The 15,644-nt window shown below is 40.6% G+C and carries 16 protein-coding genes; all 16 read right to left on the bottom strand.

Going from position 1 to position 15,644, the window contains the following annotated elements:
- Positions 1-2: 2 nt before the first annotated feature.
- On the bottom strand, positions 3-2,114 hold the full coding sequence (gene flhA, locus FFU37_RS03270; protein ID WP_039484610.1) for a flagellar biosynthesis protein FlhA: 2,112 nt from the start codon (positions 2,112-2,114) through the stop codon (positions 3-5).
- A 72-nt stretch (positions 2,115-2,186) separates the two neighbouring features.
- The gene (flhB, locus tag FFU37_RS03265; RefSeq protein WP_024596365.1) at positions 2,187-3,317 is read right to left on the bottom strand and encodes a flagellar biosynthesis protein FlhB; all 1,131 of its coding nucleotides are present in this window, start codon (positions 3,315-3,317) and stop codon (positions 2,187-2,189) included.
- Positions 3,318-3,326: 9 nt separating this feature from the next.
- A complete protein-coding gene (gene fliR, locus FFU37_RS03260) occupies positions 3,327-4,106 on the bottom strand; it encodes a flagellar biosynthetic protein FliR (protein ID WP_024596364.1) in 780 nt (259 codons plus the stop codon).
- A gap of 2 nt (positions 4,107-4,108) precedes the next feature.
- Positions 4,109-4,378, bottom strand: a complete 270-nt coding sequence (fliQ, locus tag FFU37_RS03255; RefSeq protein WP_002959325.1) for a flagellar biosynthesis protein FliQ — start codon at positions 4,376-4,378, stop codon at positions 4,109-4,111.
- Positions 4,379-4,418: 40 nt separating this feature from the next.
- Positions 4,419-5,159, bottom strand: coding sequence for a flagellar type III secretion system pore protein FliP (gene fliP / locus FFU37_RS03250; RefSeq protein ID WP_002959327.1), 741 nt, complete (start codon positions 5,157-5,159; stop codon positions 4,419-4,421).
- A gap of 4 nt (positions 5,160-5,163) precedes the next feature.
- Positions 5,164-5,547, bottom strand: a complete 384-nt coding sequence (fliO, locus tag FFU37_RS03245; protein ID WP_002959331.1) for a flagellar biosynthetic protein FliO — start codon at positions 5,545-5,547, stop codon at positions 5,164-5,166.
- Positions 5,544-5,942, bottom strand: a complete 399-nt coding sequence (fliN, locus tag FFU37_RS03240) for a flagellar motor switch protein FliN (protein ID WP_002959332.1) — start codon at positions 5,940-5,942, stop codon at positions 5,544-5,546. The genes fliO and fliN overlap by 4 nt, the downstream gene beginning before the upstream one ends.
- A 20-nt stretch (positions 5,943-5,962) precedes the next feature.
- A complete protein-coding gene (gene fliM / locus FFU37_RS03235; RefSeq protein ID WP_002959334.1) occupies positions 5,963-7,054 on the bottom strand; it encodes a flagellar motor switch protein FliM in 1,092 nt (363 codons plus the stop codon).
- A gap of 9 nt (positions 7,055-7,063) precedes the next feature.
- A complete protein-coding gene (gene fliL, locus FFU37_RS03230) occupies positions 7,064-7,588 on the bottom strand; it encodes a flagellar basal body-associated protein FliL (RefSeq protein WP_138489999.1) in 525 nt (174 codons plus the stop codon).
- 57 nt (positions 7,589-7,645) lie between these two features.
- Positions 7,646-9,769, bottom strand: coding sequence for a flagellar hook-length control protein FliK (locus tag FFU37_RS03225; protein ID WP_138488710.1), 2,124 nt, complete (start codon positions 9,767-9,769; stop codon positions 7,646-7,648).
- 89 nt (positions 9,770-9,858) lie between these two features.
- Complete coding sequence (gene fliJ / locus FFU37_RS03220; RefSeq protein ID WP_002959337.1) at positions 9,859-10,305, bottom strand: flagellar export protein FliJ; 447 nt, start codon at positions 10,303-10,305, stop codon at positions 9,859-9,861.
- The gene (fliI, locus tag FFU37_RS03215) at positions 10,305-11,639 is read right to left on the bottom strand and encodes a flagellar protein export ATPase FliI (protein WP_002959338.1); all 1,335 of its coding nucleotides are present in this window, start codon (positions 11,637-11,639) and stop codon (positions 10,305-10,307) included. The genes fliJ and fliI overlap by 1 nt, the downstream gene beginning before the upstream one ends.
- An 18-nt stretch (positions 11,640-11,657) precedes the next feature.
- The gene (gene fliH / locus FFU37_RS03210; protein ID WP_002959339.1) at positions 11,658-12,464 is read right to left on the bottom strand and encodes a flagellar assembly protein FliH; all 807 of its coding nucleotides are present in this window, start codon (positions 12,462-12,464) and stop codon (positions 11,658-11,660) included.
- Positions 12,465-12,467: 3 nt separating this feature from the next.
- A complete protein-coding gene (fliG, locus tag FFU37_RS03205; protein WP_007581881.1) occupies positions 12,468-13,508 on the bottom strand; it encodes a flagellar motor switch protein FliG in 1,041 nt (346 codons plus the stop codon).
- Positions 13,501-15,216 (bottom strand): flagellar basal-body MS-ring/collar protein FliF, encoded by a 1,716-nt coding sequence (gene fliF / locus FFU37_RS03200; RefSeq protein ID WP_039484629.1) that lies wholly within the window; start codon positions 15,214-15,216, stop codon positions 13,501-13,503. Before fliF ends, fliG begins: the two co-directional genes overlap by 8 nt.
- 20 nt (positions 15,217-15,236) lie before the next feature.
- Positions 15,237-15,569, bottom strand: a complete 333-nt coding sequence (gene fliE, locus FFU37_RS03195; protein ID WP_138488709.1) for a flagellar hook-basal body complex protein FliE — start codon at positions 15,567-15,569, stop codon at positions 15,237-15,239.
- Between the last annotated feature and the right edge of the window lie 75 nt (positions 15,570-15,644).

Here is a 15,644-nt window from a genome sequence, read left to right as displayed (position 1 = left end):
TCTTATTGTTGGCCTACCGAGCTTACAATTTTGATCTGTCTTTCGTCTGGTACCTCTTGATAAGACATCACTCTCAATCCTGGAATGGTGTACTTAACAAAACGAGATAACACAGTGCGTAACATTCCTGACGTTAGCAATATAGAAGGTTCGCCGGCCATTTCTTGATTTTGATGCGCTTGTGTCAATGACACTTGAAGTCGCTCTGCAAGTCCTGGCTCAATACCGGCACCTTCATCGCCTGCATTTTGTAATGACTGATGCAACATCTGTTCCAACTCAGGCGCCAAGGTTATGACAGGGATTTCTGATGACATTCCCACCGCATCTTGAACAATTAATCTACGCAGTGAAATACGCACTGCAGCCGTTAATACATCAGGGTCTTGACTACGTGGGCCATACTCAACAAGGGTTTGAACAATTGAGCGCATATCGCGAATAGCCACGCCTTCATTTAATAAATTTTGTAGTACTTTTACAATAGCAGTTAATGGCAATACATCAGGTACTAGTCCTTCCACTAAGCGAGGATGGCTTTTAGCAAGCATATCAAGTAGGTTTTGAACTTCTTCATGCCCTAGTAATAACGCTGCACTGTTAGTTAATAACTGGCTAATATGAGTGGCAACTACCGTGGCTGAATCTACAACGGTATAACCTAGTGATTGTGCTTCATCTTTTTGATCTGGCTTGATCCATACTGCATCAAGGCCAAACGCAGGATCTTTTGTTTCAACCCCTTTAATTGGACCAAATACTTGTCCTGGGTTAATCGCTAGCTCGTCGCCATGCTTAAGCTCGCTTTCACCGGTTGAAACCCCCATTAGCGTTATTCTGTAAGCATTAGGGTCAAGCTCTAAGTTGTCGCGTATATGTACCGGCGGTACTAAAAAACCAAGCTCTTGAGAAAGCTTTTTACGCACACCCTTAATACGATTAAGTAGCTCACCACCTTGTGATTGGTCCACTAACGGAATTAATCTATAACCGACTTCTAAGCCAATTACATCAACCTGTTGAACGTCATCCCAGCCTAGTTCTTTTTGTTCTTGTTTATTAGCAACACCCGTTGCAACGCTTCCGCCATTAGCGGCCTCTTCAGCTTCTGCCGCAGCAGCTTTTAATTTACTTTGCTGTGTGTAGTAAGCTAAGTAACCCAGTAACGCACCTAAACTTAAAAAAGCAATATGCGGCATACCAGGCACTAAGCCCATGATGATCAAAATACCAGATGCAATAAAGAGTGACTTTTCGTTGCCTAGTTGTTTCTTAAATTGGTCCCCCATATTGAGCGACTCATTTTGGCGTGTTACAACAATCGCGGTACCAATTGAAAGCAGTAAAGAAGGGAGTTGAGCAACTAAGCCATCGCCAATGGTAAGTAATGTATATACTTCCATTGCATTGCCAAAACTCAAATTGTGCTGGATCATACCGACAAATAAACCACCAACAATATTGATGATTAATATAACAATACCTGCAATCGCATCACCTTTTACAAATTTACTCGCACCATCCATTGAGCCGTAAAAATCAGCTTCGCGAGTTACTTCCTCGCGGCGGTCACGCGCTTGTTCTGCGCTGATAAAGCCTGCGTTCAAATCGGCGTCAATTGCCATTTGTTTACCCGGCATTGCATCAAGGGTGAAACGCGCAGATACCTCAGAAATACGACCAGCACCTTTAGTAATTACTACAAAGTTAATAATGATCAGGATTAAAAACACAACCAAACCAACAGCGTAGTTACCACCGATAACAACTGAGCCAAACGCTTCAATTACTTTACCGGCAGAATCACCACCATTATGGCCTTCAAGTAACACAACTCGAGTACTGGCAACGTTAAGTGCTAAGCGCATAATTGTAGCGATTAGTAATACAGAGGGGAAAATACCAAATTCAACCGGCTTCATCGTGTAAACAGTTACAAGTAAAACCACTAACGCGAGAGCAATATTAAACGAGAAAAGGATATCGAGTAAAAATGGCGGTAGTGGTAAAATCACCATTCCCAAGGCAGCAAGCACAAGCAAAGGAGTACCTACTCCTTTGGCATAGTCTTTTTTGTCTCTGTTAAGTTGTTGTAATACCGCTTTAAAACTCATAATTCTACAATTTCAAAAAATTGACACTACGTAGAATTTGCAATAACTATTCCAAGTTACTCAGTTAACGGTTTAATACTTGTAGGCATCGGGGATTGGCAGCTTTTTATTGAGCTTAGTTGGACGTTTTCCGCGCCCTTTATTAAAGCGTTTAAGCTGAAATACATACGCTAAAACTTGCGCTACTGCGGTAAATAGCTGATCGGGTATTTGCTCTCCTACTTCAGCCGTATGATAAAGCGCTCGGGTCAACATGGGGGATTCTAATATAGGTACTTCATTCCCTATTGCTACTTTTCGAATTTGCATCGCCATTTCATCAATGCCTTTAGCAAGTACTATAGGCGCACCTGCGCGCTCCGTGTCGTATTTTAATGCTACAGAGTAGTGAGTTGGGTTGGTAACAATAACATCAGCGTCAGGAACATCTTGCATCATGCGGTTTTGCGACATTTGCCTTTGTGTTTGCCTAATGCGCGCTTTTATTTGCGGGTCACCTTCAGAGTTTTTATACTCATCTTTGATTTCTTGCATTGTCATTTTAAGTTGTTTGTTATGGTTGTAACTTTGAAATGGCGCATCAATGGCGGCAATAACAATTAAAGTGCACGAAAGGCCTAAAAACATCCACCCTAAAATTTCTAAGGCATGAATAATATTACCCGGTGCACTTTCTAAACTTAAATGCAGTATTTCATCAAAATAAGTATTAATTAAAAACACAGCAAAACTTGCAACCAAACCAAATTTTAAGAGTGACTTTACAAGCTCAATAGCCGCTTGTGGACCAAACATCCGCTTAAAGCCCTTCATTGGCGACATTTTACTTGCTTTAGGTGCAGCAGCTTCCCAGCTAAAATTAAAACCACCGAGTAACGTATTACCAATAAATGCAGCCAAAACGATAATTAACACAAACATAGCCATAGGAAACATCAACGCGTCTGCAACCTCTCCCCACACGGCAAACATTTTAGTGGTATCAAAGGCTTCGTTGCGGTTTAAGCTAAGGGTTCGGCCCATTACATTGTATAAACCTTTACCAATTTCAGGACCATACATCAAAAGCGATATAGCCGAAAAAATAAGTACAAACATGGTACCTAGCTCTTTTGAGCGTGCTATTTGGCCTTTCTTTTTAGATTCTTCAAGCTTTTTGGATGTCGGTTCTTCTGTTTTTTCTTGTCCTGAGTCTTCAGACATGACTTTCTCCTAAGGTGAGCAACCAACTAAAGTACACATTAGCTCAACCATTTTTAACCATTGAAACTCAAACTGAGTAACAAAGTTACCTAGTGTCGCCCAAATAATAATAAGTCCCGCTACCAAGGTAAACGGAAAACCAATAGAGAAAATATTTAATTGCGGCGCTGCACGCGTCATAATCCCAAACGACATATTAATAACGAGCATTGCGGTAAGCGGTGCAAGTGAGAGTACCAGTGCGGTAGTAAACATCCAGCCGCCCCAGGTCACTATGTCCCAGTAATGATCTACAGACCACCATGTGCCATCAATAGGTAGCACTTGAAAGCTATGTACCACCATTTGAATCATCATTAAATGGCCGTTAAAAGCAAAAAATAACAAGGTAGCCAAAATAAGGAAAAACTGCCCAACCGCTGGGACGCTTGCGCCATTAGAGGGGTCAATAACTGAAGCAAAACCTAAACCGGTTTGCATCGCAAGTATTTGCCCTGCTAACACAAAAGTATTTAATAAAAGTATAGATGCAAAACCAATAGCAACACCAATCAGCATTTGTTGAATAACGACTAAAATCATCTCAAACGAAAATAAATTAGTGAATGTAGCGGGCGGCAGAACAGGAACAACAAGAAAAGTTACAACAACTGATAACCCCATTTTTATCCGTGTAGGTACATTTTTAGCACCTAAACCAGCCATAATCATAATCATTGAGCTAATACGTACCAGGGGCAGCAAAAAATCACTCAACCATTGAATAACGACTGCAAAGGGGTATTCCACGTTTAACCTGCAATTTCAGGAATAAGTAATACTAGGCGAGTAAAAAAATCCATCAGTTCTTGAGTAAGCCAGTGCCCACCTACAATAAGCGCACTAATGGTAATTAATAAACGAGGTAAAAAGCTCAACGTTTGTTCATTGATTGATGTTGCCGCCTGAAATACAGCAACCACTAAACCAATAATTAAGCCTGGGACTACGATTGCAGACACCAATTTAATAACTAAAAACAGCGCGTCACTTAGAATATCAACAAAAATTTCCGGTTCCATGTTGTACTCCTATTGTTGGGTCATGTTAATGCTTTGCATACTAAGTCCCTAAACCAAAGCTTTTAGCTAGAGTCCCCATCACTAAGCTCCAACCATCAACAAGTACAAACAGCATAATTTTAAACGGTAAGGACACTATCATGGGGGAAAGCATCATCATACCCATCGCCATTAATACCGAAGCGACCACTAAATCAACAATTAAAAATGGGATAAAAAACATAAACCCAATTATAAATGCCGTTTGCAGTTCGCTGGTTACAAAGGCCGGTATTAACACTATTAATGGCGTATCTTGTGGCGAATTTAGCTGATCGTAACCAGCAATTTTAGCGAACGTTTCTAAATCTTTTAAACGCACCTGTGAAAGCATAAATGCTTTCATTGGCTCTTTAGCAAGCTCTAAAGCCTCTACTGATGTAACCTGCTCATTTAAGTAAGGCTCTATAGCTCGCTCGTTTACCTGCTGATAAATAGGCGCCATTATAAAAATACTTAAAAAAAGTGACATACCTAATAACACTTGGTTTGACGGTGTTTGCTGCAAACCAATTGCTTGGCGCAAAATGGCGAGTACAACAATAATTCGTGTAAAAGAGGTCATCATAATTATGGCGGCCGGTATAAAACTCAGCGCCGTCATAATTGCTAAAACTTGTAACGTTACTGAGTAATCTTGTGTGCCATCAGCGTTTGTTGTAATAGTAAGGGCATCAATTCCTTCTGCACTTACATTTGGTACAAACACCATGGCAAAAATAATAAGCAGCCACTTTGTCATAGGTTTAATTCTTTTTATTTTGGTTTGATTGCGGGTTTAAAAGTTTACCAAATCGTTTAGCGAGTTCAGGCAGTTCTTTTTCACTTAATGGGGTTTCTAACTTGTGTAAATAATTAATACTGTGGGGAGTTACACCAAGCAAATGCTGAGCATTATCTATCTCAACAACCATTAAACGCTCGCGAGAACCTAAAGGTAGACTTCTGACTACTTTAAACTCATCACTATTTGCTAAATTAGGGTTAAGCTTTTTAACAAAAAATGCCAGTACAATAATCAGTACTAGCACCATTACAAGCGACAGCACCATAGAGAGTATATCCCCTGTGGGTGTTGCCACATCTGCTTTTGAAAAAACGGTAGTCGTTAAAGCAACTAATAAGCTCATCGTAATTTTTTGATCCGCTCTACTTGGCTTATCACGTCAGTTAAGCGAATACCAAATTTGTCGTTTACTACAACTACTTCACCATGAGCGATTAAAGTACCATTAACTAGCACGTCTAGCGGCTCACCCGCAACACGGTCAAGCTCAACAACAGAGCCTTGATTAAGTTGCAGTAAGTTACGAATATTGATTTTAGAGCGCCCTACTTCCATTGAAATAGTAACGGGAATATCTAAAATAGTGTCGAGTTTTCGTTTTTCATCACCACTCATTTCGTGTTTTGAATCACTTAACTCATCAAGCTCTGCAACATGTGCTTCGCCACTATCATCTGGACCTTCGGCTTCTGCTAATGCTGCTGCCCATTCATCCATTGTGTCTTGATCATCGCTCATACTTTTAACCTTTTAATCAATTACCAGTCTAAGTCTACACCGTCAGAGAGGTGTAAATCATCTTCTAGTTCTGCTAATTCTGCATCTGAGTCAATTTTCTTGCCGCCTTTGGTAAATACATGCAGCTCAGATTTAACTGAATCAGGTCGTTTAATTTTTTCACTAATTTGAAGCGCAACATTATCGCGAGAGCGACCCATCTTGGCTCTAAATGTAGGGAGTTCCTCAACAAATACGGTTATATGCTCAGGCATTTCAACCGGAATAATATCACCTGCTTTTAATTCCATAATTTGCTTTAAGGTCAAATCAACTTCAAGTAACTGAGTCGACATATCAACCTCAACATCCATTATTTCATCGCGAAGTGCTTTGCTCCAACGTAAGTCGGTATCCTCTGTATCAGATTGAACACCCGCATCTAAAAGCTCTCGGATTGGCTCAAGCATCGAATACGGAAGTGCAATATGAAAATCGCCACCACCGCCATCAAGCTCAATATGAAAAGAGCTAATAACCACAACCTCTGTTGGACTTACAATATTCGCCATAGCGGGGTTTACTTCTGAATCGAGATATTCAAACGATACATCCATAACCGGAGCCCATGCTTCTTTATAATCTTCAAAGATTATTTTAAGGAGCATTTGTACAATCCGGCGCTCTGTTGGGGTAAATTCTCGGCCCTCTATTTTTGCATGATAACGCCCGTCACCACCAAAAAAGTTATCTACCAAAATAAACACAAGTCGTGCTTCCATGGTAATCAGGCCTGTGCCTTTTAAAGGCCTAAAACGGACCATATTTAAACTGGTTGGAACAAATAAAGTATGAATATACTCGCCAAACTTAATCATTTGCACGCCGTTAATAGACACCTCTGCGGTGCGACGCATCATGTTAAATAGGCTAATTCGCATATGACGAGCAAAGCGTTCGTTAACAATTTCCAGCGTCGGCATACGACCACGTACGATCCGATCTTGCGAAGAAAAATCGTACTGAAGCGTACTTCCCCCGCCATCTTCACCTTCGTGTATATCTTCCTCTTCAACGTCATCAACGCCGTGTAATAGCGCATCAATTTCGTCTTGGGATAATAAATCGCTCACGCTAACCCCTTATTGCATCACAAAGCCGGTAAACAATACCCGCTCAATTACTTTGCTGCCTTCAACATCATTTAAAGCCGCTTGGACTTTTTCAAGTGCAGAAAAACGAAGTGTTTCTTTACCCGTACTCGTACTTAACTCATCAGCAGTTGTAGTAGAAAATACACTCAATAGCGTCCCTTCTATCAGTGGAATATGTTTTTTGGCTGTTTCCTCGTTTACTTCACCACGCACTAATAACTGCACTTTAATTTGTACAATTCTATCGCGACTTGAACCTGGCACATTAAATACAAATGGGCGTGGCATAGCCACATATAAAGCACTACCAATTTCAGCTGAATCAGTAGGCTCAGCTGCATCTGTTGATATTGCAGTCTCTTCATCTAAGCTTTCAACTGACGCACCCGAACCTGACATAAAGAAGTAACCCGCTGCACCACCTACAATAACTAGTACAGCTAATATGATTATTATTAGTTTCTTTTTACTTTTACCGGTTTCTTCGATTTCTAAACTTGCTTCTTCAGCCATCATGATTCCTTTAATCGCAAAGGTACTTGCTTGTTTTAACTATTATAATAGCAGTACTTAGGCATAGTAATCTATTGATGATGAAGTTTGTTGTCGAGAACTTTGTGCAGTGTTATTTGCTTGCTCGTCGTTTTCATCATTAACTGACTTATTATTAGCCAAATTACCTTGGGCTCCACTCTCACTTTGCTCAGCTGTTTCACCACCTGATTGCCCATAAGAAATAGTGCTTTCACCAAGCTCTAGCCCTTGTTGCGCTAACATTTCACGTAAGCGCGGCATTGATTGCTCAAGCGCTTCTTTGGCTTGCTGGTTTTGTACAACAAAGTTTATATGTGCTTGTTCTGCATCGCTACGAATACGTATTTGCATGCTGCCCATTTCTGGAGGATCGAGGCGAATTTCTGCTTCTTTATTATTAATGCTCAGCATTGAGCTAACGCGCTCTTGCAGTAATTTAGCTGCATCACTTTTAACAATATTAATTGCCTGCATTACACCTGGATCAATACTTACTTGCTTAACTTGTGATGTACTTTGTAATTGTTGAGTTTGTATTACTTGGGTATCAAGTAAGCTCTGCTCGTAACTTAATGAGTCGTATTGGCTTAATGTGCTCATTTGTTGAGTATTTAAAGCGGCTGTAATTTGCGTAAATACTTGTGCTACGCGTGCAGGCGTTTGTTCTGAAGTTATTTTTCTAAGCCCATCTTTTTGTAACTCTTCAAGTGATTTTAATAAATCATCACGCTTAGTTGGGGTTATTGCGGCTTTATTTAAATCCGCGCCTTCGTTTGTCGATGCCTTTAAGCTTAACTTTTGTGGATTATATACTGTATTAGGAGTCTCTGACGCCACAAACGTTTTTGAGTCTGATTTAGCGGTATCAGCAAGCCCTATTTCAATAGAAGCTTTTAACTCATTAACTGTTTGCTTAAGCACTGACAACTGCTCGCCTTTAGGCTGCTCTGTTTTAATATAAGCGTTTAATTGCGTTAATAAACTTTGTTTTTCAGTTGTATTAAGTGAATTGATTTCTGCGCTAAAAGGATGTTTTGTTACCGTGCTTTGCGCTTTTTCGTTATCAGTAATAAATTGTGCAAGCATTTGCTTAAGATTTGAAGTACTACTAGCTGCGCTATTTGTTGAATCAGTATTCTCTAATACCTTAACTTGCGCGTTAAGTTGTGAGCGTTGCTCAGGCGTTAAACTAGCAATAACGCTATTAGCTTTAATTAAGCTCGCATCTTTAGTCATTAGAGTATCTATTGCTACACCTTTTTCACTCTCAGATGTCTGTGAACTTGCTTGTGTCGTTTGTGATTCAGTTAAAGGAGGTGGCGATACAGATGGAGCTTCTGTAAGTATTGCTGTTGGCAGCACTATATTCTTTGCACTTTTACTGACAGGTTTATCTTGAGCTAATTGATCCTTTATATCCATTGAAACTAATTCAGTGTCATCAACTATAGGGCCTAGACTGTCATCGGGCTTTTTATTTATAGAATTTAATGGGCTTTCAATAGCTTTGGCAACATCACTTTTACGATGCTTGCCTTCATTTAATGGTAATGAATTCAAAGATGCTGAGCTTAAGCTATCACTTTTTGAATCAGTTAATTTAGCCGTTTTAGAGTCTACATTAGTGGCAATTAGATTTTGCACTACACTGGCTGTATTCGCTTCTTCAGGCGATACTTCATCACTTGTATTAGTGGAAGCAATTACTCGTGTGCTTTGTAATTCTGAATTCTCTATTTCTGTGTTTTCTATGTCTGTATTCTCTGCTTGTGTAGCTTCTAACTCTGCATTTTCTGATTCTATACTTTTAGTTGCATCGAACGGCTTATTAATCGAGGTGCTCATTGCTTGTGCTGAATTAATTTGATCAAGCATCTCAACAGACACAAAAGTAACTTCGTCCGTTGTTACTTCATCTAGCTTTACGCTCAGATTTTCATTTTCTTCTGGCTGTTTATGCTTAGGTATGGCAATCGAGTTTTCGGCATCGGGATTTTTATTGCCCTTAAGCAAAGGCCCCATAGAGTTATGCGCTTCGTTTAGCTGGCTTAAAAATTCCTCGCCTAAATTTCCTTCGCCATTAGCTAAGCTATTGTCTTTAAAAGCTAACAGTGAATCTTTTTCAGAAGAAACTAAAAACGAAATGTTATTCATCGCCATAAATCACCTAATACCATTACGGCAATATGCCACCGCATACCGCCAAAAGTTAAATACCACTAAGTAACAAAGCAATTAACGTGCCTGAATTACAAAGCTTTCCGACGTTGAAAAAACTGATTAGCTGAAAACTCATCTAACATTTTTTGCTCGTTTTTAGCCATTAATGCATTTGCTTTGAGTTTTTGATTCTCGATTAATTTGGCAACTGCTTTAGCTTTAATTTGCTGCTTAAGCCATAGCGTTTTACGTTGAGTAACAACTTGCTTAGCGGTATTTACTGTACTTGCTTGTTGGCGAATTGCCTCTTCAATTTTAGCTATAAAAGCATGGTACTGACCAAACCCTGCACTAGATAAACCCGACTTACCTTTTAGGTGTAACTGTTGAGAATATTCAAGTCTAAAGTTATTTAAACCTTGCAGCTTTTGTTGATTTGCTTGCAAATTTTGATTGGCTTGTAAGTAACTCATGCGCAAATTTTCTTCTTTATCATTTTCAATTTTGAGCAATAAATCGAGTTTATTTTTAGCCATTATGCTTGTCCTAGTAACTGAGCAAGACCTTGCAGACCATCATCGTAACTAATGACATCTCGCATACCTTGTTGTAAAAATGCATTTACTCTTGGCATCATATTTATGGCTTGGTCGAGCATTTGATCGGTCCCTTTTTGATAAGCACCTAAAGTAATCATATCTTTGTTTTGTTGATACATTGAATAAACTTGCTTAAGTACACGGGCTTGTTGCATGTGTGGTTCAGAAACGACTTGAGGCATAACACGCGAAATCGATTTTTCTATATCTATGGCGGGATAGTGCCCGCTGTCGGCTAAATCACGCGATAATACAATGTGGCCATCTAAAATAGCTCGCGCTGCATCAGCAATAGGGTCTTGCATATCATCGCCTTCACTCAACACCGTAAAAAAGGCGGTAATTGAACCCTGCCCTTCACCGCCATTACCAGCACGTTCCACCAGCGCAGGTAATTTAGCAAACACCGAAGGCGGATAACCCTTTGTCGCAGGCGGCTCGCCTACAGCAAGTGCAATTTCACGTTGCGCCATTGCATAACGCGTTACCGAATCGAGTAACAATAATACGTTTAAACCCTGATCTCTAAAATACTCTGCAATAGTTACGGCGCTCTCACAACCTTTTAAACGCATAAGCGGTGATGAATCAGCGGGCGCTGCGACAACAACTGAACGTTTGCGCCCCTCTACACCGAGTATTTCTTCAATAAATTCTTTTACTTCGCGACCACGTTCCCCCACTAAGCCAACAACAATTACATCGGCTTCGCTACCTCGGGTCATCATACCGAGAAGTACTGATTTACCCACACCAGAGCCTGCAAATAAGCCCATGCGCTGGCCTTGCCCTACTGTAATAACCGAGTTAATAGCACGCACACCTACATCCATAGGCTTAGTGATTGGTCTTCTTGAAAGCGGGTTTATAGTATTTTGTGCAAACTTTAAATGATGCTCAGCATTAATTTTACCAAGGCCATCTAGCGGTCGCCCTAAGCCATCAACCACGCGCCCTAGTAAACTCATCCCTACAGGTAAACCTAAGTTATTAACTTGAGGAATTACACGCGCACCAGGAAGTACACCAGAGATATGATCATTAGGCATTAAATACAAAGTTTGATCGTTAAAACCGACTATTTCGGCGTCTACAAAGCCGTTCATAGTTTCTATTTTACATTGGCTACCAACGGGAGCACGTAAACCTCTAGCCTCAAGGGTAAGGCCAACAACACGCGTTAAAATACCTGCCACAGCAGGCGCTGGGGTTTTAATATGTTGTTGATATTGAGATAAGCGTTCGCTTAAAGGTGCACGTTGAGTTGACATAACACGCCAATAAAATAGTTAGATACCACTATTATGCAAAAAACTATCCAACGTTTCTTTGACACGTGTTTTAAGGGTCATATCGAGTGATGATTGCGCTGTTTTAACTTCACAGCCACCGCGCTCAAGAGTGGGCTCTGCCATTAATTGCCAGTTATTATCAATAATGGTTTGTTCGCCGTAACTCTCTTTTATGAGCTCTAAATCTTCGGGGTTTAAATGAATTCGTACTTTTTCTTGCTCGGCATTAAGAGAATCTATACTTTGCTTTAACGTATGTAAAATCACATCTGGCGATGTTTTTACTTCTTGATAAATAACAGCTTCCGCTAACATGCTGGCAAGTTGTACTAATTGCTTTTCAGCTTGTTCATCTACTTTATCTAGCGGTGCAGTAAGTCCCTCTAAAATAGTTTTTAAACTTGTTAACTGCTCTTCAATTAATGGTTTTACGTCATCAAGGCCTTTTGTTTTACCTTGTTCTAAGCCTTCTTTGTAGCCTGCCTCTTTGCCTTCGCCAACGCCTTTTTCAAAACCGTCTATGTAGCCTTGCTCATGACCTTGCTTAAGGCCTTCTTCGTAGGCGTCTTGCCTAATGCGTTCAAGCTCAACCATAGTAAGCGCAGGTAATTCTGGTTCTTGTGGCTCATCAATTGGCATTTCTTCAGCTAATTCTTTTTTATACAGATCACTAAGCGGTGTGCCGTAAGCCGTAGAGCGATTGCCAAAGCTGCTCTCATCTGGTGCTACATCTGGAATAGCCCAGTTTTTTAATAATTCATCTGCTTCATCAGCCCGAAGTGTGCGCCCTTTGAGTTTGCTCATGGTTTACAAGAACTCCTCGCCACCGCCGCCGCCCAGCTGAATTTCACCTGAGTCAGATAAACGACGCGCTGTTGATAAAATCTCTTTTTGCGCCGCCTCTACTTCGCTTATACGTACCGGTGCCATAGCTTCTAAATCATCAGCAAGCATTTCGGCTGCACGTTTAGACATATTGCCCAGTATTTTGTCTTTAAGCGCATCGTCGGTGCCCTTAATTGCTTTCATTAATACGTCTTGTTGTACTTCTCGTAGGATTGCTTGAATACCGCGGTCTTCAACATCCATTAAGTTTTCAAACACAAACATAAGATCTTGAATTTGCTGCGACATCTCTTCGTCATGTTCACGAATAGAGTCCATTAACTGCCCTTCTACGTTGGTATCTAGGTAGTTCATAATATCTGCAGCAGCTTTTAAGCCCCCCATTTTAGCGGCTTGTGCACCTGCTTGGCCGGCAAATTGTTTTTCCATGATTTCGTTTAGCTCTTGCAGTGCTGCTGGCTGAACTTCTTCAAGGTTTGCAATACGCATGGTTAAATCTAAGCGCACTTTTTCAGGGAACTGAGCAATAATCTCAGCAGACTGCTCTGGCTCTAAGTACGATAATACAATGGTTTGAATTTGTGGATGCTCATTACGAATAATGTTTGCTACCTGCTTAGAGTCCATCCATTTTAATGAATCCAAACCTTTAGCGCCTGAGCCCATAACAATTTGGTCAATAAGGCTAGCGGCTTTGTCTTCACCAAGTGCTGCTGTAAGCGCTTTTTTAATAAAGTCTTCTGACTGAAAACCAATGGTACTAAAGCTTTGAATTTGTTCTATAAACAAGTTGTGTACAGCGCTAATCTTAGCTTGTGATAAGTCCTGTAGCCCAGCCATCGCCATACCCACTTTTTGCACCTGTTTAGGTTCTAAGTGTTTAAGGATTTGCGCGGCATCTTCTTCTGATAAACTCAAAAGTAATATAGCGGCTTTATCTACCCCATCTAGCTTATCAACATCAAAGGCTGGCGGGAGTTGTTTTTGTTCTTGATCAGTCATCTTCTGTTAACCACGCTTTCACTACTTGTGATGATAGTTCTGGTTCGTTAGCTACAAGGGCACGAATTGCTTTGAGTAAATCTTCGTCGCCATGTAAATCCGGTAACTGCAGTGTACCATCACTTGAGAAACCAACCGAAGCAGAATCAAAGTCTTTATTTAGCATATCAAGTGTATTGTCGCCAATATCTACGCCTGAACTTAATGCATCTTCGTCGTATTCTTCTAGTGTATCGTCTGGGTAAATTAAGCGCTTAAGCATTGGTTTTACTACTGCCATTATCAATACAATGATAACTAAGGCTCCTAGTACAAGGCGGGCTATTTTCATAAACCAGTCTTGTTCCCACAGTGGCACTTCTATTGCTAAATTTGTTGCTTCACGTACAAACGGCACTGTTACTACTTCAAGTGCATCACCACGTTGCATATCAAAACCTACACCACCTTGTAGTAAGCGACGAATATTTGACAATGCCTCTACCGAGCGCGGGGCCATAGTTGTTTCGCCGTTTTCTCCCACTTTAGGGACGTAGTCAACAGCAACTGACACACTTATTCTGCGTATTACACCACTTTGCTGGCGCTTGTGAGAAATTGTTGTATCGAGTTCATAATTACGTGTTGCTTCTTTGTGGCTACGTGTTGGTGACGTAGCTGTGCCTGCGCCGCCTTGTCCTGCAACTTCAGGGATGTTTGAGTTTAGCGGTGGTTGATTTGTAAGCGCACCAGGAATACCAACAGCTAAACCACCAATGTTATTTTCTTCAAATGTGGTTTCGCTTCTAACCGCTGGTAGGTCTGGATTATAACGTTTTTGAGTTTCCTCAACTGAGCTAAAGTCCATGCTCAAATCAACTTGAGCTGTATAGTTTGCAAGCCCAACAACCGGTATTAAAATACTGTCTATTTTTTCAAGATACTCTTGTTCGCGCTTACGTTCTAAATCGTATTCTTTACGAGAGCGTGCTGCTAATGAGCTTTGCGAACCTGAATTTAATAATCGACCATTTTGGTCAGTAACTGTAACACGTGCAGGCTCTAAGCCTTGTACTGCTGAAGCAATCATATCAACAACAGAGTCTACTTCTTCACGGTCAAGTGAGCGGCCACGCTTAAGTGTTAATACAACAGTAGCAGATGGTTTTTTCTCTCTGCGGGCAAATACGTTTTCTTTAGGGATGGCTAACAATACTTTGGCGCGAGTAATGTTATTTAGCTCTTCAATGGTGCGTGCTAATTGCTGTTCACGACCATGCTTTAAGCGTTCACGCTCCAAGCGCTGGCTTACACCAAAGCCCATATCTTGCATAATTATGTCAGAACCAGATGCAGGGCCTTGCTCTAACCCTTCGCGGGTCATTAGCAATTTAATGTTTTGGTATTCGCTTTCATCAACCGATACAACATTGCCATCTAGTTGGTATTCAATTTTTTGAGCATCTAAAAAGTCTAATGTTTGAATAAGCTCTTCTGTTTGCATTTTGCCTAACGGGCGCATATCTGGCTGACGAGCCCAAATAATAATAAAAATCGCGATAGCTAAACAAATAGCCAATGCTATAACCAATGTTACTTGGCGCAATACATCAACACCATTTAAAGCACTTAAGTAGCCTGACTTTTGTTCTTGTTGATCATCACCACCACTTTGGTCAATACCGCCACCAGCAAGTGCTAGGTCTGTAGATTGGTTAGATTGCGCCACAATAATTCTCCACTACCTAATTAAACAGGCATGTTCATGATTTCTTTATAAGCTTCAACAAGTTTATTACGAACCTGTACTGTAGCCTCAAAAGCAACTGATGATTTTTGAGAAGCAATCATCGCCTCAGCAAGAGATACACTTCGATCCCCCATCTCAACTGCTGTTACTTTTTGCGCGGCATCTTGTTGTAACCCGTGCACTGAATTTATTGCATCACTTAGCATGTCGCCAAATTGTGCTGTAGAAGTAGTCTGCACCTGAGTTGGCAGTTTATTAGTTTGATTATTACGGCCGGCTTCTAAAGCCATTGATTGCATTTCTTGAAATACAGCACTGTTTTGAATTTTCATAATTTATCTCTGACACGCAGTGAACTCTTATAAGTAATAAAGCACAAAGCATGCCAAATAATTAATCATTAAAAT

The sequence above is a fragment of the Pseudoalteromonas distincta genome, from assembly GCF_005877035.1.
Classification (GTDB): domain Bacteria; phylum Pseudomonadota; class Gammaproteobacteria; order Enterobacterales; family Alteromonadaceae; genus Pseudoalteromonas; species Pseudoalteromonas distincta.
Note: the sequence above shows the minus strand (reverse complement) of the source record. Positions and strands in the feature narration are given on the sequence as shown.